General features: G+C 49.3%; 21 protein-coding genes. 10 read left to right on the top strand and 11 right to left on the bottom strand.

All coding sequences use genetic code 11. From position 1 onward, the window contains the following. Positions 1-41 precede the first annotated feature (41 nt). Positions 42-632 (bottom strand): DsbA family protein, encoded by a 591-nt coding sequence (locus tag IEW74_RS07350; RefSeq protein WP_188663305.1) that lies wholly within the window; start codon positions 630-632, stop codon positions 42-44. An 85-nt stretch (positions 633-717) separates the two neighbouring features. After that, positions 718-1,647, bottom strand: a complete 930-nt coding sequence (locus tag IEW74_RS07355) for a DUF721 domain-containing protein (protein ID WP_188663307.1) — start codon at positions 1,645-1,647, stop codon at positions 718-720. 69 nt (positions 1,648-1,716) lie between these two features. Here IEW74_RS07355 and mutY point away from each other — a divergent pair, with 69 nt between their 5' ends. From mutY to IEW74_RS07400, 9 genes are all read left to right on the top strand, one after another. Beyond that, entirely contained in the window at positions 1,717-2,760 is a 1,044-nt protein-coding gene (mutY, locus tag IEW74_RS07360) for an A/G-specific adenine glycosylase (RefSeq protein WP_188663309.1), read from the top strand. A gap of 63 nt (positions 2,761-2,823) precedes the next feature. Next, positions 2,824-3,630 carry a hypothetical protein gene (locus IEW74_RS07365; protein ID WP_188663311.1) on the top strand — a complete coding sequence of 269 codons (807 nt, stop codon included), beginning with the start codon at positions 2,824-2,826 and terminating at the stop codon, positions 3,628-3,630. 77 nt (positions 3,631-3,707) lie between these two features. After that, positions 3,708-4,610, top strand: coding sequence for a caspase family protein (locus IEW74_RS07370; RefSeq protein ID WP_188663313.1), 903 nt, complete (start codon positions 3,708-3,710; stop codon positions 4,608-4,610). An 87-nt stretch (positions 4,611-4,697) separates the two neighbouring features. Next, positions 4,698-5,093 carry a peptide-methionine (R)-S-oxide reductase MsrB gene (gene msrB / locus IEW74_RS07375; protein ID WP_188663315.1) on the top strand — a complete coding sequence of 132 codons (396 nt, stop codon included), beginning with the start codon at positions 4,698-4,700 and terminating at the stop codon, positions 5,091-5,093. A 5-nt stretch (positions 5,094-5,098) separates the two neighbouring features. Then, positions 5,099-6,403, top strand: a complete 1,305-nt coding sequence (locus tag IEW74_RS07380; protein WP_188663317.1) for an MATE family efflux transporter — start codon at positions 5,099-5,101, stop codon at positions 6,401-6,403. Positions 6,404-6,423: 20 nt separating this feature from the next. Next, complete coding sequence (locus IEW74_RS07385) at positions 6,424-7,557, top strand: murein transglycosylase domain-containing protein (protein WP_188663319.1); 1,134 nt, start codon at positions 6,424-6,426, stop codon at positions 7,555-7,557. Between the two features lie 223 nt (positions 7,558-7,780). Continuing rightward, on the top strand, positions 7,781-7,987 hold the full coding sequence (locus IEW74_RS07390; protein WP_188663322.1) for a cold-shock protein: 207 nt from the start codon (positions 7,781-7,783) through the stop codon (positions 7,985-7,987). A gap of 74 nt (positions 7,988-8,061) precedes the next feature. Then, positions 8,062-8,262 carry a hypothetical protein gene (locus tag IEW74_RS07395; protein WP_188663324.1) on the top strand — a complete coding sequence of 67 codons (201 nt, stop codon included), beginning with the start codon at positions 8,062-8,064 and terminating at the stop codon, positions 8,260-8,262. A gap of 17 nt (positions 8,263-8,279) precedes the next feature. Further along, positions 8,280-8,459 carry a hypothetical protein gene (locus IEW74_RS07400; protein WP_188663327.1) on the top strand — a complete coding sequence of 60 codons (180 nt, stop codon included), beginning with the start codon at positions 8,280-8,282 and terminating at the stop codon, positions 8,457-8,459. Positions 8,460-8,520: 61 nt separating this feature from the next. Here IEW74_RS07400 and pepN read toward each other — a convergent pair whose 3' ends face one another. Continuing rightward, positions 8,521-11,121: an aminopeptidase N gene (gene pepN / locus IEW74_RS07405; protein WP_188663329.1), complete on the bottom strand. Its 2,601-nt coding sequence runs from the start codon at positions 11,119-11,121 to the stop codon at positions 8,521-8,523. 27 nt (positions 11,122-11,148) lie between these two features. Then, positions 11,149-11,913, bottom strand: a complete 765-nt coding sequence (locus IEW74_RS07410) for an acyl-[acyl-carrier-protein] thioesterase (RefSeq protein ID WP_188663331.1) — start codon at positions 11,911-11,913, stop codon at positions 11,149-11,151. A gap of 68 nt (positions 11,914-11,981) precedes the next feature. On the opposite strand from IEW74_RS07410, the gene IEW74_RS07415 reads away from it, so the two are divergent. Next, positions 11,982-12,398 carry an OsmC family protein gene (locus tag IEW74_RS07415; RefSeq protein ID WP_188663333.1) on the top strand — a complete coding sequence of 139 codons (417 nt, stop codon included), beginning with the start codon at positions 11,982-11,984 and terminating at the stop codon, positions 12,396-12,398. Between the two features lie 7 nt (positions 12,399-12,405). Here IEW74_RS07415 and IEW74_RS07420 read toward each other — a convergent pair whose 3' ends face one another. From IEW74_RS07420 to ftsA, 7 genes are all read right to left on the bottom strand, one after another. After that, the gene (locus IEW74_RS07420; protein WP_188663335.1) at positions 12,406-12,645 is read right to left on the bottom strand and encodes a hypothetical protein; all 240 of its coding nucleotides are present in this window, start codon (positions 12,643-12,645) and stop codon (positions 12,406-12,408) included. Positions 12,646-12,736: 91 nt separating this feature from the next. Then, positions 12,737-14,821, bottom strand: coding sequence for an NAD-dependent DNA ligase LigA (gene ligA, locus IEW74_RS07425; RefSeq protein ID WP_188663336.1), 2,085 nt, complete (start codon positions 14,819-14,821; stop codon positions 12,737-12,739). Between the two features lie 28 nt (positions 14,822-14,849). Then, entirely contained in the window at positions 14,850-16,514 is a 1,665-nt protein-coding gene (gene recN, locus IEW74_RS07430; protein ID WP_188663338.1) for a DNA repair protein RecN, read from the bottom strand. 7 nt (positions 16,515-16,521) lie between these two features. Further along, entirely contained in the window at positions 16,522-17,448 is a 927-nt protein-coding gene (locus IEW74_RS07435) for an outer membrane protein assembly factor BamD (RefSeq protein ID WP_188663341.1), read from the bottom strand. Positions 17,449-17,619: 171 nt separating this feature from the next. Next, on the bottom strand, positions 17,620-18,570 hold the full coding sequence (lpxC, locus tag IEW74_RS07440; RefSeq protein ID WP_188663343.1) for a UDP-3-O-acyl-N-acetylglucosamine deacetylase: 951 nt from the start codon (positions 18,568-18,570) through the stop codon (positions 17,620-17,622). A 262-nt stretch (positions 18,571-18,832) separates the two neighbouring features. Then, positions 18,833-20,425 carry a cell division protein FtsZ gene (ftsZ, locus tag IEW74_RS07445; RefSeq protein ID WP_188663346.1) on the bottom strand — a complete coding sequence of 531 codons (1,593 nt, stop codon included), beginning with the start codon at positions 20,423-20,425 and terminating at the stop codon, positions 18,833-18,835. Between the two features lie 116 nt (positions 20,426-20,541). Then, complete coding sequence (ftsA, locus tag IEW74_RS07450; protein ID WP_188663348.1) at positions 20,542-21,801, bottom strand: cell division protein FtsA; 1,260 nt, start codon at positions 21,799-21,801, stop codon at positions 20,542-20,544. Positions 21,802-21,831 lie beyond the last annotated feature (30 nt).

Raw genomic sequence — 21,831 nt, forward strand, 5'->3', positions numbered from 1 at the left:
TGGCGCGTCTTTCCAAAGGCAATTTTAAACTGAACGGAAGATTAGTCCAGCTTACTTTCGATAATCTCTTTAAAACGGTCATATTCACCGCTTCCGACAACTTTTTCGCCATTAATCAAAAAGCTGGGGGTGGAGTTGAACCCATGTGTATCCATGGCTTCTTTGCGAACAGCAATGATCTTATCCAGCAGTTTTTCATCAGCCAGACACGAATCGATTTTTTCCTGGGATAGGCCAGCAAGCTTTGCCAGTTTAAACAGAGCCTCAATCGGGTTTTTGGATGATACCCAGTTGGCTTGTTGTTGCATCAACAGGCTGTTGAAACCATCAAAACGGCTGGGTTCAACGCAACGTGACAGCATCGCAGCCGTGGCACCGATTTGTTCAAACGGGAAATCGCGGAAAATGACTTTGACTTTTCCGGTATCGACAAAATCTTTTTTGATTTGCGGTAAAATATCATTGTGGAAGTCAGCACAGTGCGGACAGGTATAGGACGCATATTCAATCATGGTGACCGGTGCGTCAGCATTGCCGACGACATGTTCTTTATATTCAGTTTCTGCATTGGCATCAAAACCAGCGAACAGAACAACCGCAGCAACGGCAATAAAACGGGCAATTTTTTTCACGAGAGAGACTCCGCACATAAACAATTTATCTAGCTTATGGAGAAGCTAGAGCCCGATTGTGGCAAAAAAAGGATGATTTTGTAATTCAACGATTTCTGGCTTCGATGACTTTGCCCAATTCTTCAAAGGCTTGGCGCATTTCCGGGTCTTTGATGGCATGAATTAATTCTGCCATACGCGGAGAAAGCTGGGCCACAGGTTGCACCCGTTGGGCAAGAACCTTGCGACTGACCTGACTGCCGGTGGTTTCATTTTCATCAAACGGGCGTTTGGAAATGCGAACCTCACTGACGGCGCGAAAGCCAAAATGCCCGTTGATACGAAAAATAATTTGTGCGCTGTGATGCTGCACAATGGTGTTAAAACCGGCACGAACCTTTAAAAATAAAGTGGCGTTCGCGCGTTCTTTCGGCGGGAAGGTAATCCGTTCTGGGCGGGTGTTCTGGGCAAGTGCCTGTCCGACGATTTTGTCCCAACTGCGTAAAATATCGGCACCGACCAGTCCCATCTGGTTTAATCCCGGTTCGATCACGTCAAAGGTCAGGTCGTCCACCTCTTTCATATAACCGTTTCGAACGGGGCGAATCCGGGTTTTTGAGGCATCTTTGTAGTCATCGGGGAGAAGATGCGGATTGGCGCGGGCAAAGGCTCTTTCTGCATCTGATCTGGCCAGTTCACGGCCCATATCATCTTTGGCATTCAGCATTTCTTCGCGGTACGGTGTGCCGGGTTTGCCGTTTAACCAGTCTTCAAACACTTTTTGAAATTGTTTCAGGGACCGTTTGCGTTTGGCGTCCTGTTTTTTATAAACATCATCGGCTTTGTAGGCCTCTTCTGCTTTCTTTAACAACTGAACAGCCATATTTTCACTGCCGGGTTTGGCGAGTGTTCGTTCCAGATGTTTGGCGGTTTTTTCGCCTTTATCTGCGTTGAGCCAAGCGATAAAACGCTTGGGCAGGCTGCGATTGCGCCGCCGTTCTTCACGAATAAGAAAGTCATCCAGCAGGGGATACATGAAAGGTCCTTGTCTTTTGATGGAACAGAGAATACTCCTATCTTTCAAAAATTCACAGTGGGATATTGCATGACAGACAGAGCAACGCAATTGCTGGATTGGTATGATCGCGAACGCCGGGATTTACCGTGGCGGATGGAACCTGGTCAAAACGCCGATCCCTATAAAGTTTGGATGAGCGAAATTATGCTTCAGCAAACGACAGTGGCAAGTGTGAAATCCTACTATAAGGCCTTTCTGGAAAAATGGCCCACCGTGCAGGATTTGGCAGGGGCGGAACTGGATGAAGTGCTCCATCTTTGGCAGGGGCTTGGGTATTATGCGCGCGCGCGTAATCTGCATAAATGTGCCGTTGAGGTAACACGACAGTATAACGGGCGTTTCCCGGAAGATGAAAAACGATTGCTGGATTTACCCGGTATCGGCCCTTATACCGCAGCCGCCATTGCCTCAATCGCGTTTGGGAATAAGGCAACCCCGGTGGATGGGAATGTGGAACGCGTGGTGTCCCGCCTGTTCAAAGTTGAGGAAAAATTACCAAAAGCGAAAAAGAAACTGGCAGAACTGGCTCAAACCCTGACACCGCAGACACGAGCGGGCGATTTTGCGCAGGCGATGATGGATTTGGGCGCAACCATTTGCACCCCGAAAAAGGCGGCTTGCGGTTTGTGCCCGTGGATGAAGGAATGTGAGGCGCGCTTGAAGGCCGACCCCACGGACTATCCAAGGAAAGAAGCCAAAAAGCCAAAACCGACGCGCACAGGCTATGTGTTTTGGCTGACGCGCAAGGATGGGGCTGTTTTAATGCGCCGCCGCCCGGAAAAAGGATTGTTGGGGGGCATGATGGAATTTCCGTCAAGTGATTGGCAGGAAAAGGCGCTGAGCCGACAAGAGGCGCAACGCAAAGCGCCAGCACCAGCCCTTTGGTCGGAACTGGAAGGAACTGTGCGACATACTTTTACGCATTTTCATCTTGAATTGAAGGTGTTGAAGGGGCGCATAAGCGGCAATCCACCGACAACAGGGGTATGGGTTCTCCCTGAAAACTTGCAAGATTATGCTTTGCCGACTTTGATGAAAAAAGTTGTGAAGAAAATTTTTGAAAACCGTTAAACTCTTGTAAGTTGTCATTTGTTGAGACTATGATGCGAATTATATTCATACCTAGAGGAAAATATGGTTCGTTTGTCCTGCTTTTTCTTGAGCATCCTTATCCTTGCAGGATGTCAAACCAGTCGATTGACCCATGTCCCTTCCGGATCATTAATTGCGCATGATCTTTCGGATTTCAGCGTGATTGAAGGGCAGGCAAACCGTTATGGTTCCATGCAGGGCCAGGTGTTGGATGTGACAAAATATCCGTTTTTCAGTGAAAATAGTTTTGGCAAAGATTGGTTGAATAAACCGAAACATCGCGCGATTGCGATCGGGCATCCTGCGCAATGCGCAACTTATAACGGACGTTGGCGGCATGCCAAGGCCAGTACGGCGGTGAGACGTACATTGCAAGATTGCATGCAACGAATGGCGGAGTTAAGCCGTCATCTGGGGAAGAAATGTGAATGTCGGCTGGCGGCATTGGATGATCGGATTTTTGTGTCCCCCAAAGAGCTGCCTTTTAGAAAGCAATTACCGGCAATTGCCTTGGTAAAGGATACGAAAGGGCGCAAGGAAATTCTCGGTTATGCTCTGACGACAGGGCGAACAGGTATGAGACAACCTTTTGATTTTTATACGCAAAATGATCAAAAAGTATGTGAGGGTCAGTATAATCTGGGCGGTATGGCTATGAAAGGGGAGGCTTATCTAAATTGTTTTGGGGGCAAGATAAAGGGACCAGCGGTTTTTAAAGTGGTGGGTTTTCGGGAAGGTCAGGCTTATGGAACGGCCTTGGTGAAGGCTGGCGACAACCAGTTAATTCTGGTTTATGGTTTACCCAGTGATGAATTTGAAACACGCCGGGCGGAGTTGTTGGGACAATGATAAGGTGGGGCTTTTTCTTCTTTTTCTTTGTCAGTTTGTGTTTTTTTTCTTTTTCCCTTAAAGCGCAGACAACCTTTATGGATTTATGGTGTGAATATGGGGGGAAAGGTTGTGAGGAACAGGTGAAAAAGCCGGTTCAACAGCCAGATGCGCAAAAAGCCAAACCCGTTGTTGCAAAACCTTCACCAAGTATTCCTTTGATCAAGAGAAATGCTGTTTTAGCTAAATCAGGAAATGTCAGTTTCGGGCGGTATTATGCCTTGGTGATCGGCAATAACGATTATCCCAATTTGGATAAATTGAAAACAGCTGTCACGGATGCCAAGGAAGTTGCGGCCCTTTTGCGCAAATCCTATGGGTTTTCCGTGACGCTTTTGCTGAATGGAACGCGTGATCAGATCATTGCAGCCTTGGATGAATATCGAAAAATCTTAAAAAAAGACGATAATTTTTTGATCTATTATGCCGGGCATGGCTGGATGGATAAAGAAAGTGAACGCGGCTATTGGCTGCCGGTTGATGCTAGTCGTCAGACGCGCGCGCGCTGGGTATCCAATGCCGATGTTACCGATACCTTGAAGGCATTGAAAGCGCGCCATGTGATGATTGTTGCCGATAGTTGTTATGCAGGCACATTAACCCGATCTGCGGGTGAACTTGATCAAACACGCGGTTTGAAACTGACGGAACAACCCAGTGCGTATCTGGAAACACTTGCCGGACGAAAATCGCGTACCGTTCTGGCATCCGGGGCACTGGAACCCGTCAGTGATCTGGGCGGGGGGCAACATTCGGTTTTCGCCTATGCCTTTTTAAAAAGCCTGCGCGATAATACCAAAATGCTGGACGGCACCCAGTTGTTTGGCGAAGTGCGGCGTCAAGTTTTATTGAATGCACGCCAAACGCCGCAATATTCCAATATCCGTTTTGCCGGGCATGATGTGGGCGGTGATTTTATTTTCCTGCGCCGCGATCAGTAACAAGGCTGTGAGGTGGGCCTTGTATTGCGTGACCCTTCTTTCCATTTAAGTTAGTGTTTTGAAAAATGGATGAAATGGAAAGATGTTATGAGTGATAAAATTAAAAAAACGGATGAAGAATGGCGCCAAAAACTAAGCCCGGACGAGTATGCGGTCTGTCGCCAGCGTGGCACGGAACGCGCCTTTACCGGGCGATATTGGGATACAAAAACACCCGGTGTTTATCATTGTGCCGGATGTGGGGAGCCTTTATTTGATTCCGATACCAAATATGATTCCGGCAGTGGTTGGCCGAGTTTTTATCAACCTTTTGATCCCGACAGTGTTGAAGAAAATCGTGATACGACTCACGGCATGATTCGAACCGAAGTTCATTGTGCGAAATGTGACAGTCACTTGGGCCATGTGTTTGAAGATGGTCCACAACCGACCGGATTGCGTTATTGCATTAATTCGTTGTCCTTGAAGTTACACGAAAAGTAAGTCTTATGCGCAATTCGCCTGCGATTTGGGCGTTGGTCCTGCCGATTATTCTGTCCAATATCACGGTGCCCCTGATCGGTGCGGTGGATACGGCTGTCATGGGCCATATGGAAACGGCGGCCTATCTTGGGGCTGTTGCGGTGGGCAGCTTAATCTTTGATTATATCTATTGGGGATTTGGGTTTCTCAGGCTGTCAACGACCGGATTGACCGCGCAAGCCTTGGGTCGTGAAGACGGGGAAGAAGTGCGTGCCTTGTTTGCCCGTGCCCTGATTTTGGCATTGTTGGCGAGTGCCCTGTTATGGGGGGCGCAATCTTACATTTTTCAAGTGTCCGCTTATTTGATTGACGCCAGCGCAGAGGTGGAAGCCTTGGCCAAAACCTATTTTCAGGTGCGGATCTGGTCAGCCCCGGCGGCTTTGACCAATTATATCCTGATCGGCTGGATGCTGGCCTGTAAGGATACAAAATCTGTCCTGATACAACAGGTTGCCACGAATATTGCCAATGTGGTGCTGGACCTTTGGTTTGTGATGGGATTGGGTTTTGGGGTGGAAGGGGTCGCCTTCGCAACCGTTTTGGCCCAATATTGCGGTCTGGGGATCGGGTTAATCCTGATGCGGCGCAATTTGGTGAAAATTGAAGGTGCATGGCGCGGTGAGGTTATCTTTGTCAGCGAAAAATTTACAAAATTAATCTCAATGAACAGCGACTTGTTCATTCGCACCGTGTGCCTGTTGTCTGCCTTTGCCTGGTTGACGGCCCAAGGTGCCAAGATGGGCGATGTGGTGTTGGCCGCCAATGCGATTTTATTGCAATTTTTGATGTTTGCCTCTTATGGGCTGGACGGTTTTGCCCATGCGGTCGAAGTCTTGTGTGGGCATGGGGTGGGTAAAAAAGACCGTCCCGCCTTTCAAGGGGCTGTTCGGGCGACGACCAAGGCAGCTTTTTTAACGGCGATTGGGCTGTCGGTTTGTTATTTCCTGTTTGGAAATGTGTTGATTAACCTGTTTAGCAATCTCCCGGCTGTGTTGGAAACGGCAAAACAATATCTGATCTGGGCAGCGGTTTTGCCTGTAGTTGCGGTCGGGGCGTTTCAAATGGATGGTATATATCTGGGGCTGACGCAAACACGCATGTTGCGCAATATGATGGTGTTATCGCTGGCATTATATATTCCCTTAAGTTTGATGTTGCAGTCGGTTTGGGGAAATCATGGTTTATGGGCGGCGTTTACCTTTTTTATGGGAATGCGCGCTATAACATTGGGAATGACTTACACCCGTGTTGAACAAAAGGTCTTTGCATGATTTCTCGGCGTACTTTTTTAATGGGCTGCTTACCAGCGGCGCTGACGGCGTGTTCGACATCTGAAATTGTACGGACCATCAGCACAGCGGCACGCAGCGGGTCTTTGAGCGGGGCTGTGCGTTCTGTTGCGACATCCAAGGCGACAAGTTGGGCCAGTAATCCAAAAACACTTGTACGTGATATTGAACGTCTGGATAAATTTGCCCAACAGTTTTTGAAGGATGTGATTACCGTTTGGGGGCAGGATAATGCCACCACACCGTCAAAAAAAGTATTTGTAAAATATAGTGATAATTATAAAAGCCGGGGCGTTATTGATTTTGATAAATCACTGGTTCGGGTGGAAACATTGGAACCGGATCATTTAAAACGCTCCATTGTGACGACCTTGTTGTCACCCATTGATCCGCGCGAGGTTGATTTGTTTTCCGCCGACCCTGTCAAATTGGGGAAAGAGCCATTTTTATATGGTCAGGTGGTGGATCACGATGGCAAATATGTCCGATGGGAATGGCGCGCAAACCGGTTTGCGGATTACTTGCTTAATCATAAAAAACAGTCGCGAACTGTGGTGCTGGAAAACGGTATCTCCAAGACGGAAACTTTTGTCGAATTTCCCTTGGTGCGCAATCATACCGATACCCGCCAAAACCGATATGGCGGGCTGGTGAATAAATATGCGGGTCACTATCGCCTTGAACGCTCATTGGTCTATGCGATTATCAAGACGGAAAGTAATTTTAATCCTTACGCGGTCAGTTGGGTGCCTGCATATGGGCTGATGCAGATTGTGCCAACAACGGCAGGGCGCGATGCCTATGAAGTTGTGCATGGGCGGGCGGGTACACCAACACGCAGCTATTTATTTGATCCTGAAAATAATATTCGGATGGGATGTGCCTATCTGCATATCCTGCAATCAAGATATCTAAAGCACATTAAGAATCCAACTACACGGGAATATTGCGTGATCGCCGCCTATAACGGCGGGGCGGGCAATGTCTTGCGCAGTTTTCATAAAAACAAGGATCAAGCCTTTGCCCTGATTAATAAATCTTCACCACGCGCAGTGTATCAACGGTTACGAACCAAGATGCCCAAGGAAAGCCAACGCTATCTTGAGAAAGTCACAATGGCAAAGCGAAAATTCTGAGAGGCAGGGCAAATCATGGGCTTAAAAAGTTTTTACAAATACACTTGACACCGGTATGGATAAAGATTATCTATGGCGCTCAATATTTCGCACGGTTATGCGATTCTGTTATTTTCAGCTTAGGCTGACGTACTACGTTTCTCTATACATTGTGATTTCAATTGAACGTATCTCCACGCGTTGTGGGATGCGTATATTCTCTTTCCAATTAAAGGACAATGTTATGGCTATTGGAAGTGTAAAGTGGTTTAACCCGACTAAAGGTTTTGGTTTTATTGAGCCGGAAGATGGCGGACAAGATGCGTTCGTTCATATTTCTGCTGTTGAACAAGCTGGTCTTGCCGGTTTGAACGAAGGCCAGAAAGTTGAGTATGAACTCGAAACAGGTCGCAACGGTAAGAAGTCGGTAACGAACCTCTCTATCGTATAACGCTGTGTTGAAACTGTCCTCCCGAACATTCGGTTTGGGGGGCAGTTCCACAAGCGAACGAAAGAGGAACTGACATGAAAAAACCCACTATGTCGAGGGCGGAAGAACTGGCCTTAAAAAGCCAATTAGACAGCGATAAATTTCTCGAAGAAAAACAAGATGCCGAGCGCCTCCGCACCGAGCGGATTGCAGATCTCAAGGCATTGAGACTTGAAAAAGAAGAAAAACAAAGAAACGCCACCCGAAAACTGGCTAGAGCGGTTCCAAAAAAATAATAATAAGGAATAATAAAATGAACCAAGGACAAGATTTTTTAATCAGGTATGGCATTCATAATTTTGTGAGTTACAACGAGCAGGGCAATAACCCGAGCTTTTTGATCCAAAAAACGGCCCATCACAAGATGGTGCAGCATGCACAAAAACTGATTCAAGGGATGTACGGCGAAACGACTGATATTCGTCTCGCCTGATTACGATCCCTGATAAAAAATGAAAAGCGTGGCTCGATTTGAGTCCACGCTTTTTTTGGTTTTAACCTAACGATTTACTCGCCATTTCGAAGGTGTCCCCGGACAAACCGTCTGTGGCGATGATGCGTTGGAGTTCGGCTTTCATCAAGTCCTGACGTTTTTTATCAAATCGGCGCCATTTGCCAAGGGGGGCAACCATACGGGCGGCGATTTGCGGGTTGATTTTATCCAGTTCCAAAATGCGATCAGTGTGGAAGGCATAACCGGATCCATCCTCATTATGATAATGCAAGGGGTTGGCATGGGCAAAAACGCCGATCAGGGAGCGCACCTTGTTGGGGTTTCTAATTGAGAAGGCCTCATGCGACATCAGGTTTTGCACCGTGGCGAGTGTGCCGGGCAGGCTGGACATGGCTTGAACGCTCAGCCATTTATCCACGACCAAGGCATCGTCTTTAAAGCGGGTGTAGAAATCTTCCAGTGCCTCAAGGCGGGCGTCAGCTTCTTTGTTAGAGAGAATGGATAAAGCGGCCATACGGTCCGTCATATTGTTGGCATTGTGATATTGTGCTGTAATCAACGCAAGACAGGCCGGGTCATCGCCTTCAGCAAGGTAGGAGAGGCACGTGTTTTTCAAAGCGCGTTGTCCACAGGAAGCCGCATTCGGGCTATAGGGTTTGTCACTGCGTAAATCCCGGAATATCCGCAGGAAATCTTTTTGCAAGTCTTCTGCGATGTAACGGCGCAGGGCCTCGCGGGCTTGATGAATGGCAACCACATCAATGGTTTCCATTTGTTCTGCCAAATAACCTTCTGTCGGTAATTGCAGGCACAGGGCAATAAAATCCAGATCCAGTTGATCATTTAACAGGGTTTGGCGCAGGGCTTGAATGAAATCTTCGTCTTTTTTAAAAGGCTGTCCCTTTTGATAGGCTTTGACCATATCCAGCAACAGATCTGTACCATAGGTCTGTGCGGCTTCCCATCGGGCGAAATCATCACTGTCGTTTGCCATCAAAAACGCCAATTCCACACGGCTGTACGCGGCTTTTAATTTAATCGGTGCACTGAAGTCCCGATTGAGCGAGATAACCGGTTCGCTTTCGATATTTTCAAAACTAAAGGTTTCACGCGCTTTGGAGACCGAGAGAACATCACTTAAAATCTCCATACCTTCAAGATCAAGCAGGCCAACGGAAATTGGCATATGCATCGGCTGTTTGTCATTTTGACCCGGTGTCGGGGCAAGATGTTGGGCCAATGTCAGGTCAAATCTTTGGGCTTCATGGTCATAGGACCAATGGGCGGTGACTTCGGGTGTTCCGGCCTGGGAATACCAAAGTTTAAATTGTGTCAGGTCAATATCGGAGGCATCCATCATGGCCGCAGCAAAATCGTCACAGGTGACGGCTTGTCCGTCGTGACGTTCAAAATAAAGGTCCATACCTTTGCGGAAATTGTCTTCCCCCAAAAGTGTATGCATCATACGGATGACTTCGGATCCTTTATTATAGACGGTTGCGGTGTAAAAATTATCAATCGCCATATATTGTTCGGGTCGCACCGGATGGGCCAGCGGGCCGGCATCTTCGGGGAATTGGGCGGCGCGTAGAACTTTGACATTTGAGATACGTTCACAGGGGCGCGAACGCATGTCGGAGGAAAATTCCTGATCACGGAAAACGGTGAGGCCTTCTTTCAAGGATAGTTGGAACCAGTCGCGGCACGTTACCCGGTTGCCGGTCCAGTTGTGGAAATATTCATGGGCAATGACACCTTCGATCCCGGCATAATCCGCATCGGTTGCCGTATCGGATTTGGCAAGGACATATTTGGTGTTAAAGACATTCAGCGATTTATTTTCCATCGCCCCCATATTGAAATCACTGACGGCAACGATGTTGTAAAGATCAAGGTCATATTCCAGACCAAAGCGATCTTCATCCCATTTCATGGCGGCCTTGAGGCTTTCCATCGCCCAATCGACCCGGTCTTCATTGCCATGTTCGATAAAGATATGCAGATCAACCGTTCGCCCGGTGCAGGTGACAAAAGTATCGCTGACTTGTGCAAGATCACCTGCCACAAGGGCAAACAGGTAGGATGGTTTGGGGAACGGGTCGTGCCAAACGGCAATATGTTGATCGTCTTCAACATCGTTGTGTTCAAGTAAATTACCGTTGGATAACAGGACAGGACAGCTTGCCTTATCAGCAATGATAGTCACATTGTAGGTTGCCATGACATCCGGGCGGTCCTGAAAATAAGTAATTCGGCGGAAACCTTGGGCTTCGCATTGGGTGCAATAAGTGCCGTTGGATTGATAAAGGCCGCTGAGTTGCGTATTGCCCTTGGGGTCAATCTCGGTTTCGATGACCAGTTCAAAGCGTTCGGGCAGGTCGGGAATGGTCAGGCTTTTGTTATCACAGCTATAGTCATTTTCGCCAAGCTCCCGACCATCCAAAGAAATATGGAGAAGTTTTAAATCTTCACCATCCAGAACCAAGGGCGCATTGTCCGTATTATTGGCGTAGTAGGTTGCGGCACAGACAACGCGTGTGCTTTCACTTTCAAGATCGAAAACAAGTTCGACATTTTCTACCAGATAGGCCGGTTCACGGTAATCTTCCAGACGAATGATTTGGGGTTGTTCTGTTTTCATGGGGGTAACTTTCTTATTATAGGGGGCCTATCGGGTAATATGGGCGCGGATTAATTCTTTACCATCTGTTGTCGTGAGTAAAACGCTGCTGTCTTTTTCACTGACCTGCTGGACCATTGCCTGTACGCTGTCTTCCAGTCGGCATTCGTTCCGAAAGACGATATCCAGTGCCCGTGGTTGGAAGGGATGGCGCACATTATGTGCAGAGGCGCTTAAGGCCCATTGGATCAGTTTGGTGTTGTTCACATGATTATAAAGATCAATATCGCCTAAACGCGGTTTGAACGGCGGTTGCGGAATACCCAGAAGGGGCTTTTCCACGGTACGACGTTGAAAATCAATCGGGCGTTCACCGGCTTCGGGCATGCGCGCAAGGACAAATTCCGGCCAGTCGGCAATGCTACGTGTTTTCAGGTCAAACAGGGCAAAGGTCGATAGGGCGGTGGCGACTACCATGTTGTTTTCATCGCGTAACCGATAAAAACGATTGCCAAAACGTCCTTGTTGACCCGCATACCATGTTTGTACGGCAACCGCATCGCCCTTGCGGGGATAATGGCGCACATGGATAGACAAGCGGGCCAGAACCCATGCCAAGTTGGTTCCTTGCAAGGCCTCCATCCCCAAATTCAACAAGGTAGAGTTCCGAAAGGCACTTTCTTGCAGGTATTCTGCGACATTACAGACGGAAAATAACCCGTTCGGGGTGATCTCGGAAACCCGGACGTGAAATATTTCTTGGCCCAATGTCGCTGGCGCCTTGGCTTTATCGACTTTTGCCCAATCAATCATATGGCTTTCCTTTTAGAAACATACCGTTTATGTAGGAGCCATATCTCTTTTAAGTCAAGGACCAAGCAATGACGACACGTGTTAAATGGGTTGAAGACCGTGTATTTATCGGCACAAGTGGCAGCGGTCACGGTGTTGTGATGGAAGCAAAAGGCCCCGGGCAAGGCAGTATCGGCCCGAGTCCCATGGAAATGTTACTTTTGGGAATGGGCGGTTGCACGACATTTGATGTTGTTCATATTCTGGGCCGTATGCGCGAAGATGTGACCGATTGCGAGGTGGCAATCGACGGCGTGCGCGCCGATGAAGACCCCAAGGTCTATACCAAAATTCATGCCCATTTCAAGGTATCGGGCCGCAATCTGAAAGAAAAGAAAGTGGCTCAGGCCATTGAGATGTCGGCGGAGAAATACTGTTCAGCTTCCATCATGCTGGGGGCAACGGCTGAGATTACGCACGATTTTGAACTGATCGACGTGGAATAAACCAGCGTCAATTCAGGATTTTTCGCCTTTTGGCCTCACATTGTGGATCGGCGGCGCATATGTTGGTTAATTCCAGTGCGATGCGTTGCCATTCACGGCGTTGCATGGTGTCTTTGGCTTCACGAATATAATCGGAAACCCGCGATAAAGCGTTTTCGAATCCTTGTGCATTATATAATGCAGTGGCGATGAGGCGCGTGTCATCATCATCGCCGATGTTTTCCATCCCGGTGGGGTCGGCATTCATCACATATCATCCCTCTATATTTATGCCTGACAACCTGAATATAGAATTGTTCTATTGTGAGGGGCCACCCCCATTTGGGTGAGGTTTTGGATTATTTGGTTAAATTATGCCAGTCTTCTTCACTTAAGACTTGTACGCCGAGTTCTTCTGCTTTTTTAAGTTTGGACCCGGCACTTTCCCCGGCAACCACATAATCTGTTTTTTTCGAAACAGAACCGGACACTTTGGCCCCGAGACTTTCGGCCTTGGCTTTGGCTTCTGACCGGGTCATGGTGACGAGTGTGCCGGTAAAGACAACGGTTTTGCCCGCAACCGGGCTGCCGTCCGTTTTGGGGGCTGCGAAATCTTCGATCTGTAACTGGGCTTTCAGGTCTTCCATGACGTCACGGTTATGGGGTTCATGGACGAATTCAACAATATCCTGCGCCATTGAATGTCCGATCCCGTCAATATCAATCAGGTCGGAAAATTCACTGCTTTGTGGGTCACAGGCTTTGGTCATGGCCTGATACCAATTGTCAAAACTCAGGTAGTTTTTGGCCAATGTACGTGCGGTTGCCTGCCCCACCTGACGAATACCAAGGGCATAAATAAAGCGGTCCAGTCCAATCGTGCGGCGTTCGTCGATGGATTTTTTTAAATTGGAAACGGATTTTTCTTTCCAGCCGTCCCATTTGGCAATGGTTTCGGCATGATCGCCCAGACGGAAGATATCACCGGGGGTTTTGATTAATCCCTCCTGCCAGAATCGTTCAATGTTTTTGGCCCCCAGACCATCCATGTCAAAGGCGTTGCGCGACACAAAATGTTTTAAGCGTTCCACGGCTTGTGCCGGACAGATCAATCCACCGGTGCAGCGCGTGGCTGCTTCGCCTTCTTCGCGCATGGCATGACTGCCGCATTCCGGGCATTCGGTCGGAAATATAAATTCGGCAGTTCCTTCGGGGCGTTTTTCAAGAACAACTTCGACGACTTGCGGGATGACGTCCCCGGCGCGTTGGATAATGACACTATCGCCAACACGGACGTCTTTGCGTTTGATTTCATCTGCATTGTGCAGGGTCGCGTTGGAGACAACCACACCACCAACAGTAATCGGTTTTAAACGGGCAACCGGGGTGAGAACCCCTGTGCGGCCAACTTGAATGTCGATGGCTTCCAACACGGTCTGGGCTTTTTCCGCCGGAAATTTATGCGCAATCGCCCATCGTGGGGAGCGCGACACAAAACCGAGGCGTTGCTGCCAATCCAGTCGGTTGACCTTATAGACCACCCCGTCAATATCATAGGGCAGCTCGGCGCGTTGATCGTTGATATCTTGATAAAGCGCCATAATATCGTTGATGTTGGTACAGACTTTGGTCAGGGGATTAACGGGTAAGCCCCAATTTTTGAATGTTTCAATCGTCCCCATTTGGGTGTTGCTGAGGGAGGCGGACATTTCCCCCCACGCGTAGGCAAACATGCGCAAGGGCCGTTTTGCCGTGATGTTGGGGTCAAGCTGGCGTAACGATCCGGCGGCTGCGTTGCGGGGATTGGCAAAGGTTTTGGCACCGGCGGCTTCTTGCAGGTGGTTCAATTGTGCAAATTCATCTTTTGCCATATAGACTTCGCCCCGAATTTCAACCACATCAGGGGCGTTATCCGGCAGGTTCAACGGCAATTCTTTCATGGTGAGAATGTTTTGGGTGACGTCTTCGCCAACCGCCCCATCACCACGGGTGGCGGCTTGTTTAAAGCGTCTGTTTTCATATCTGAGAGAAATGGATAGGCCGTCAATTTTCGGTTCGGCGACAATTTCAACGGCTTCATCGGCTGATAACCCAAGAAAGCGCCGGATACGGTCCAGAAAATCCTGCACGTCTTCTTCGACAAAAGCATTACCCAGTGACAGCATGGGAACGGCGTGGCTGATTTTGGAAAAGCCGGATTGCAGCGGTGCGCCGACTTTATCTGTCGGGCTGTCCTTGCGTTTTAAATGAGGAAATTTTTCCTCAATCGCCATGTTGCGCTGACGCAGTGCATCGTAGTCTGCATCCGAAATACTCGGTTCGTCTTTTTGGTAGTATGCCTTGTCATGTGCGTGAATTTCATCTGTGAGTGCTTTCAGCTCCGCATAGGCGTCGAATTCTGTCAGTTGATCAACAGGAATGGTGCGTAAGCTTTGGATCGCCATTTTTTAGTCTCTGTTATATGTGTGATGCCTAAACGGCATTGAGCAAGGTATCGGCCGCTGCACGGGCTTCGATTGTGATTTGTTCGCCGGAAATCATACGCGCGATTTCTTCGGTGCGTTCTTCATCGCTCAGCGGGCGAATGGTGGAAACAACCTGTCCGTTATTTTCAGCCTTGGATACGCGCAAATGATGGTTGCCGCGCGCGCCCACCTGCGGGGAATGGGTGACGACCAGAACTTGCACATCCTGGGCCAGCTGACCTAAACGCTCCCCAACGGCTGCGGCTGTGGCCCCGCCAATACCGGCATCGACTTCATCAAAAACAAGGGTCGGGATGGGATCGGCTTGTGCCAGAACGACCTTGAGAGCCAGCATGAAACGCGAGAGTTCCCCACCGGACGCAACCTTGGCAATCGGGCCAAGAGGGGCGCCGGGGTTGGTGGAAATTTCAAAGGCGATTTTGTCACAACCCGTTTCATTCCAGTCTGCGGCATCCAGTTTTTGAATGGTGGTCGCAAAGGTGGCACCGCCTAATTTTAACGGTGTGAGTTCATCATTAACCGCTTTATCCAGTTTTTGCGCGGTTGCCCGGCGTTTTTGACCCAAATCTTCGGCGATTTCGATAAAGGCGGTGCGCAGGGCCGTTTCTTTTTGACGGAGCTCTTGCAAAGCTGTGTCGCCCGCCTCAACCGCATTAAGCTGAGCCTCGAAACGATCTTTCAGGTTGGGTAGTTCTGTGACCTGAACATCGTGTTTCCGTGCAGCAGCACGCAAGGCAAATAGGCGTTCTTCCACGGCTTCGAGGTGGCGGGGGTCAAGATCGACTTCATTGCTGGCGCGTTCCAATTCCTGAATGCCAAGGGACGTATATTCAGACGCTTTATCTAATGTTTCTATGACGCTATCTAGGCGCCCTTCCGCTTTTTCTGCGATACGTTCCAAATGACGCAAGGCATTGCGCAGATTGACTTCGACCCCTTTATGCGATGTCAGCTCCCCGTGGGCCTGATTCATCCCATCGATCAGCTTTTCGCCGTGCATCAAGCGTTGGCGTTGGGCTGCGAGTTCTTCTTCTTCGCCTTCCTGCGGGGCAAGTTGGGTGAGTTCTTCGACCATATGGCGCAGATATTCTTCATCGGCACGCGCTTTTTCAAGGGCGGCTTCTGCTTCCATGCGTTCGCGTTCCACCTGCTTCCAACTGCGAAAGGCGGTTCGCGTCTGTTTGGCCTGATCGCCCAAATTACCAAAAGCGTCCAGTAAACCGCGATGGGTTACGGGATTAAGCAGGCCTTGGGTGTCAAACTGTCCATGAATTTCAACAAGGGCGGCCCCGGCTTGCTTCAGCAGGGCGACGGAAACAGGCTGATCATTGATATAGGCACGTGATCGACCGTCTGCATTGACGACGCGGCGCAAGACAAGACTGTCATCGCGTTCAATGTCCTGTTCATCCAGTATTTGCCAGAAAGGATGATCGGTGGATAAGTCAAATTCCGCGCTGACGCTGCCTTTTTCACAACCGTGGCGCACAAGGGCGCTATCGGCACGTGCGCCAAGGGCAAGACCGAGACTGTCCAGCAAGATGGACTTACCCGCACCGGTTTCCCCAGTCAGGACACACAGGCCGTTTTTGAAATCCACATTCAGTTTGTCGATGAGGACGATATCGCGAATGGATAGTCTATGCAGCATGACAGGGTCACCAGAATTTCCACCAAGATTCTTCTTCGGTATTTTCAGGCTGTTCTTGCCGGGCACGCAGGTCTTCAGCCTTTTTGCCGTCTTGTTCTTCCAAAGCTTCCAGTGCGTCTTTTCCTTCAAACGGCCAATACCATGCGGGGTCTTCTTTATCGCGCAGTCGTTTACGTTCCACGATTTGATAGGTATCGACATACCATTCCGATCCCGGGAAGTTATGACCGAGAACGGCTGCGGTTCGTTTGGCTTCGTCATCCAGTCCCAATTGCATATAGCATTCGATCATGCGGTGCAGGGCTTCGGGGACATGGGTGGTGGTATCGTATTTTTGAACAACGGTTTTAAAACGCGCGAGTGCGGCAATACATTGGTTCCGCGATGTATAATAACGCCCGATTTCCATTTCCTTACCTGCCAAGTGGTCAAAGGTCAGGTCCAGTTTCAAACGGGCATCACGGGCATATTTACTTGTCGGATATTTTTTGATCAATTCGCGGAAGGTTTTTTGTGCCTGATCCGTCATCATCTGATCGCGCCCGACATCTGAAATTTGTTCGTAATAGGACAGACCTTTTAAATACGTGGCGTAAGGCACATCCTTGTTGGAGGGGTGCAATTGAATGAAACGGTCCAACGCAATCACAGCATCATCATATTTTTCATGTTCGTAATGGGCATAAGCCGCCATAAGCTGCGCCTTGGTTGCCCATATGGAATAAGGATGCTGACGTTCGACTTCATCGAATTTCTTTGCCGCTTCTTTATACTTGCCACCCAGTAAGTCATTGTGTGCATCGTTGTAAAGCTGTTCGACAGGCTGTTCAACGTAGGGCGTCTCGTCTTTGTTTGAAGAACAGGCACCAAGAAGGGCAACGATTGCGATCGGTGCGGCCAGCTTAAGAATGGACTTGAATTTGATCTGTTTCATAGAAGTCTTGTCATTATCATCGGATTGATCAGGATTAGCGAGACTATACCAAGAAAGCCCCGTTTGTCTCTATTCAAATAAGATAAAAATGGACTTCCTTTATATGACGACAAAAAGAGCCCCGCGAAAAGGGTGCGGGGCGGGAAAACTTCTTGTAGGAGAGGTTACGTTTTAGGCCGATTTGGCTGCGTTGCGTTGTTCAACATAGGCACCGTCCAGATCGTCTTGTGTCATCGGGACGATGGACCATGCATCCTGATCAGCCATCAGCGCATGCAAAAGTTGGTTATTCAGGTAATGACCAGAACAAATCCCGGTATAACGACCAATAATCGGCAGGCCAGCCAAGGCGAGATCGCCAACGGCGTCTAAAATTTTGTGGCGAACGAATTCGTTTTCAAACCGCAAACCTTCTTCGTTCATAATCCCGTCCGCACTGACAACAACGGCGTTGTCAAGGGATCCGCCACGCGCCAGACCGTTGGCGCGCATATATTCGACTTCATGCAGGAAGCCGAAAGTCCGTGCGCGGGATAATTCGTCTTTAAAGACGCCGCGCCCCATATGAACGCTGTGTTCTTGACGGGCAATGGCGGGGTTGTCGAAATCAATGGTGAAATCCAGAATGCTGCCTTTGCAGGGTTGGAAACCGGCGAAACGGTCTTTTTCATCAATGCTGACGTTCTTTTCGATGCGAATGGCTTTGCGCGGGGCGTCTTGTTCAAGGGTGCCGGCACATTCGATTAAAAAGACAAACGGGGCAGCACTGCCATCCATGACCGGCATTTCCGGTCCGTTGATTTCGATTAAAAGGTTGTCAATCGCACAGCCGGAAATTGCAGCCATCAGATGTTCGATTGTGGCAATGGTTACGCCATCGCTATTGCCGATTTTCGTGCAAAGGGTCGTTTCAACAACATTGTCGTAGGTCGCTTTAATTTCAGCGCCGCCACCGGCAATGTCGATCCGTTTAAAAATAATGCCGCTGTCTGCGGGGGCAGGTTTCAGGGTTATGGAAACTTTTTCACCAGAATGCAGGGCGATACCGGAGCAATTGATAGCTGTCTTCAATGTCTTTTGGCGAAGAACTTTGCTTGCTTTCTGATTTTTAATATTGGTCATAACGCCTCTTCGCTGTTGGTTCGGGACGATCCCGTACTTTTTTCGAATTTCCTAGGTTGAATTATTACGAGGTTGAGGGCGAGAACTCAAATCAAGCTTTGTTACGTTTTGTTACAACGCAATATGTCTTTAAGTTATTGAAATAAAAGCCGATCCCAATTGTGCATACGCATATGCAATAACCGGGACCGGCATCAAGTCACGTTGTGTGAAAATAACTGTTGGTTATTTTCGTTGATCGATCAGACAGGATCGATTCTGTTTAGTTTGCCTGACGACGCAGAAAGGCCGGAATATCCAGCAAATCGTCTTCGGTCTGCTGCGAGGTAACCGGACGATCAGCCGGGGAAATATCCAGACTTGGCTGTGACATTTCATGGATTTCGGCACTTTCTTTGGTTCGCGCAGGGCGTGATGTCCGACCTGTTACACGGTCAAACAAGGAACGTGCGGCACTTGGGGCGACTTCGCCTTCCACTTTTTCTTCCTGAACCTGTCTACTGATATGGAAGGGATTGTGGGCCTGAACCGGTTCATCCACGCTGCTGGCTTGTGCGGCTGCGGGCGGAATAAACGGGGCGCGTTGTTGTTCAATAGGCGCAGATTCTACTGCTGCTTGTTGCGGTTGGCGCAGTGTATTCTGGATGCGCATGGCAACTTGTTCTGCATTCATGGCAACGTTTTCTTGAGCAACGGTATTTTCTTTTTGCTCTGTCATGGCCGGTTGGGCAACCGATTGCATGGACAAAACTTTGGATGCAGCCGCTTTTGCCACAGTCGCATTGCGTTCTTCTGCTGACGGTGCCGGCTGTGTTTGTTGCGGGGCGGGTGTGTTTTCCACAACTTCCAGAACACGGGGTTTCGGGTTTTCTGCTTCCATTGCATCAATGCCGGTGGAAACAACGGAAACGCGCATTCTGCCTTCGAGGCTTTCGTCCAGCGTGGTTCCGAAAATGATATTGGCGTTCGGGTCGACTTCTTCACGAATACGGTTGGCGGCTTCGTCCACTTCGAACAGAGAGATATCCAAACCACCCGTAATGTTGATCAGGACGCCTTTCGCCCCTTTCATGGTGTTGTCGTCCAGCAACGGGTTGGAAATGGCGGCTTCGGCGGCTTCGACGGCACGGCGTTCGCCTTCGGCTTCGCCTGTCCCCATCATGGCTTTGCCCATCTCGCTCATAACGGTTTTGATGTCTGAAAAATCAAGGTTGATCATGCCGGGGCGAACCATCAAATCGGTCACACCACGGACACCGGAATGCAACACTTCGTCCGCCATTTGGAAAGCTTCGGCAAATGTTGTTTTTTCCGTTGCGATACGGAACAGGTTTTGGTTCGGGATGACGATCAGGGTATCGACATATTTTTGCATTTCTTCGATACCGGAATCTGCCAAACGCATGCGGTGCACGCCTTCGAACTGGAACGGTTTTGTCACTACGCCAACGGTCAAAATACCGGCTTCACGCGCAGCATGTGCAATCACAGGGGCGGCCCCTGTGCCTGTGCCACCGCCCATACCGGCAGTGATGAACACCATGTTGGACCCTGCAATTTGCTGCATGATATCATCAATGGATTCAAGGGCTGCATCGCGCCCGACATCGGGCCTGGAACCCGCACCCAGACCGGATGTCAGTTGCGCACCCAATTGAATACGGTGATCTGATTTGGATTGTGCCAGTGCTTGTGCATCCGTATTGGCAACAACAAATTCCACACCTTCCAAAGAAGACTGGATCATATTGTTGACAGCGTTACCGCCGGCACCACCTACGCCGATGACTGTGATACGGGGGCCTGTTTGCACAGGGGCCGGATGATGTTCCGGTGCTTGAAAATTAATGGCCATTTTTGTCTGCCCTTTCGATTTACAACGTGTATTACTGTTTTGTTATCGCTCTTGCCAGTTCCAACTTTATTTTTTTGCGTTGGTTTGTGGCTGTTTGAGTAGTTTAAGGTCCAAATCTAAAAATTTTGTTTAAACCAGACCCCTAATTTTCCAAAAAGATGATTAGGGGCCGGTCCGGCTTGTGGAGATGACAACGGCCATGCTCCCTGTTTCTCGTGTGCATGTTTTAAAAGACCGATGCATGTTGAAAACTCCGGTCCGCTTGTTGCGTCCGCCAACCCCTTTAAACGTTGGGGGCGGGCGATACGAATTCGTTTACTGAGAATGCGGGACGCCAGTTCCGGCACTCCGCGCAATTGGGCCGCACCACCTGTCAGGACAACCTGACGGCCAATGACTTTATCAAGGCCTGAATTTTCCAGACGTTCGCGAACCAGTTCAAACGTTTCTTCCAGACGGGGCTGAATAATGCTGACCAATGTGGAACGTGATTCCGTTGTGCCTTCGGCTTCGTCCTCTTCGCCCAAAACAGGGACCCGTAGAATTTCGTGATCGTCGCTGGGGGCGGGCAGACAACTGCCGAACTTGGTTTTCATACGCTCTGCATGGGCAACCGGTGTATTCAGTCCGCGCGAAATATCGTTGGTGACCTGAATGCCGCCCACGGGAATGCTGTCCACATGGATCAGGTTGCCTTCGATAAAGACGGCGATGTCTGTTGTGCCACCGCCCATATCAACCACACAGACACCCAAATTCATTTCGTCGGTAACCAAGCAGCCCAACCCACTGGCATAGGCACTGATGACTTCTTCTTCCACATCCAGATGGCAACGTTCCAGACAGGTCTTTAAATTGCGTACTGTGCTGGAATTTGCTGAAATCAGGTTCATGCGGGCGCTCAGGCGTTCCCCGACCATACCGCGCGGGTCGCGGATGCCGGCTTCGCCATTTACGGTAAAGTCTGTCGGCATGGTGTGTAAAAGAACGTGATCTTGGGGCAATTGGCCTTGCACACGGGCTTGGGTAAACAGGCGCTGGATATCAAGGTTGCCAATCTGTGCGGTGGGAACATTGGTTTCCACATCCTTGATTTGCGCCTTGGGCTGTCCGCCGGAAAGCGAAACGATGACGCGGTCAATGGTGTCGTCTGCCATTTCTTCGGCAACGTGAACGGCAGAACGGATAGAACGTTCGGCCGCTTCCATATCGACGATAACGCCGCGACGCAGACCGTTTGCAATTTGATGAGACAGGCCGACGATTTCCAGTTCCTGATCCTTGTGGGCACGCGCAACAAAGCACGACACCTTGGTTGTGCCGATATCCAGAGCCGCAATCAGGCCGTTTCTGGTTTTCTTTGTCACGTTGCTCATATCCAAATCTTCAAAACACAGGTCGGTTTC

Source organism: Terasakiella brassicae (genome assembly GCF_014641495.1).
Lineage (GTDB): Bacteria > Pseudomonadota > Alphaproteobacteria > Rhodospirillales > Terasakiellaceae > Terasakiella > Terasakiella brassicae.

Excerpts from the sequence above, each read along its gene's own strand:
- IEW74_RS07400 (WP_188663327.1), top strand. The coding sequence starts at position 8,280 with ATGAACCAAGGACAAGATTTTTTAATCAGGTATGGCATTCATAATTTT.
- IEW74_RS07390 (WP_188663322.1), top strand. The coding sequence starts at position 7,781 with ATGGCTATTGGAAGTGTAAAGTGGTTTAACCCGACTAAAGGTTTTGGT.
- ligA (WP_188663336.1), bottom strand. The coding sequence starts at position 14,821 with ATGGCGATCCAAAGCTTACGCACCATTCCTGTTGATCAACTGACAGAA.
- pepN (WP_188663329.1), bottom strand. The coding sequence starts at position 11,121 with ATGAAAACAGAACAACCCCAAATCATTCGTCTGGAAGATTACCGTGAA.
- ftsZ (WP_188663346.1), bottom strand. The coding sequence starts at position 20,425 with ATGGCCATTAATTTTCAAGCACCGGAACATCATCCGGCCCCTGTGCAA.
- IEW74_RS07365 (WP_188663311.1), top strand. The coding sequence starts at position 2,824 with ATGGTTCGTTTGTCCTGCTTTTTCTTGAGCATCCTTATCCTTGCAGGA.
- IEW74_RS07395 (WP_188663324.1), top strand. The coding sequence starts at position 8,062 with ATGAAAAAACCCACTATGTCGAGGGCGGAAGAACTGGCCTTAAAAAGC.
- IEW74_RS07435 (WP_188663341.1), bottom strand. The coding sequence starts at position 17,448 with ATGAAACAGATCAAATTCAAGTCCATTCTTAAGCTGGCCGCACCGATC.
- lpxC (WP_188663343.1), bottom strand. The coding sequence starts at position 18,570 with ATGACCAATATTAAAAATCAGAAAGCAAGCAAAGTTCTTCGCCAAAAG.
- recN (WP_188663338.1), bottom strand. The coding sequence starts at position 16,514 with ATGCTGCATAGACTATCCATTCGCGATATCGTCCTCATCGACAAACTG.
- IEW74_RS07410 (WP_188663331.1), bottom strand. The coding sequence starts at position 11,913 with ATGATTGATTGGGCAAAAGTCGATAAAGCCAAGGCGCCAGCGACATTG.
- IEW74_RS07385 (WP_188663319.1), top strand. The coding sequence starts at position 6,424 with ATGGGCTGCTTACCAGCGGCGCTGACGGCGTGTTCGACATCTGAAATT.
- IEW74_RS07355 (WP_188663307.1), bottom strand. The coding sequence starts at position 1,647 with ATGTATCCCCTGCTGGATGACTTTCTTATTCGTGAAGAACGGCGGCGC.
- msrB (WP_188663315.1), top strand. The coding sequence starts at position 4,698 with ATGAGTGATAAAATTAAAAAAACGGATGAAGAATGGCGCCAAAAACTA.
- IEW74_RS07370 (WP_188663313.1), top strand. The coding sequence starts at position 3,708 with ATGGATTTATGGTGTGAATATGGGGGGAAAGGTTGTGAGGAACAGGTG.
- IEW74_RS07380 (WP_188663317.1), top strand. The coding sequence starts at position 5,099 with ATGCGCAATTCGCCTGCGATTTGGGCGTTGGTCCTGCCGATTATTCTG.
- IEW74_RS07420 (WP_188663335.1), bottom strand. The coding sequence starts at position 12,645 with ATGAATGCCGACCCCACCGGGATGGAAAACATCGGCGATGATGATGAC.
- mutY (WP_188663309.1), top strand. The coding sequence starts at position 1,717 with ATGACAGACAGAGCAACGCAATTGCTGGATTGGTATGATCGCGAACGC.
- IEW74_RS07415 (WP_188663333.1), top strand. The coding sequence starts at position 11,982 with ATGACGACACGTGTTAAATGGGTTGAAGACCGTGTATTTATCGGCACA.
- ftsA (WP_188663348.1), bottom strand. The coding sequence starts at position 21,801 with ATGAGCAACGTGACAAAGAAAACCAGAAACGGCCTGATTGCGGCTCTG.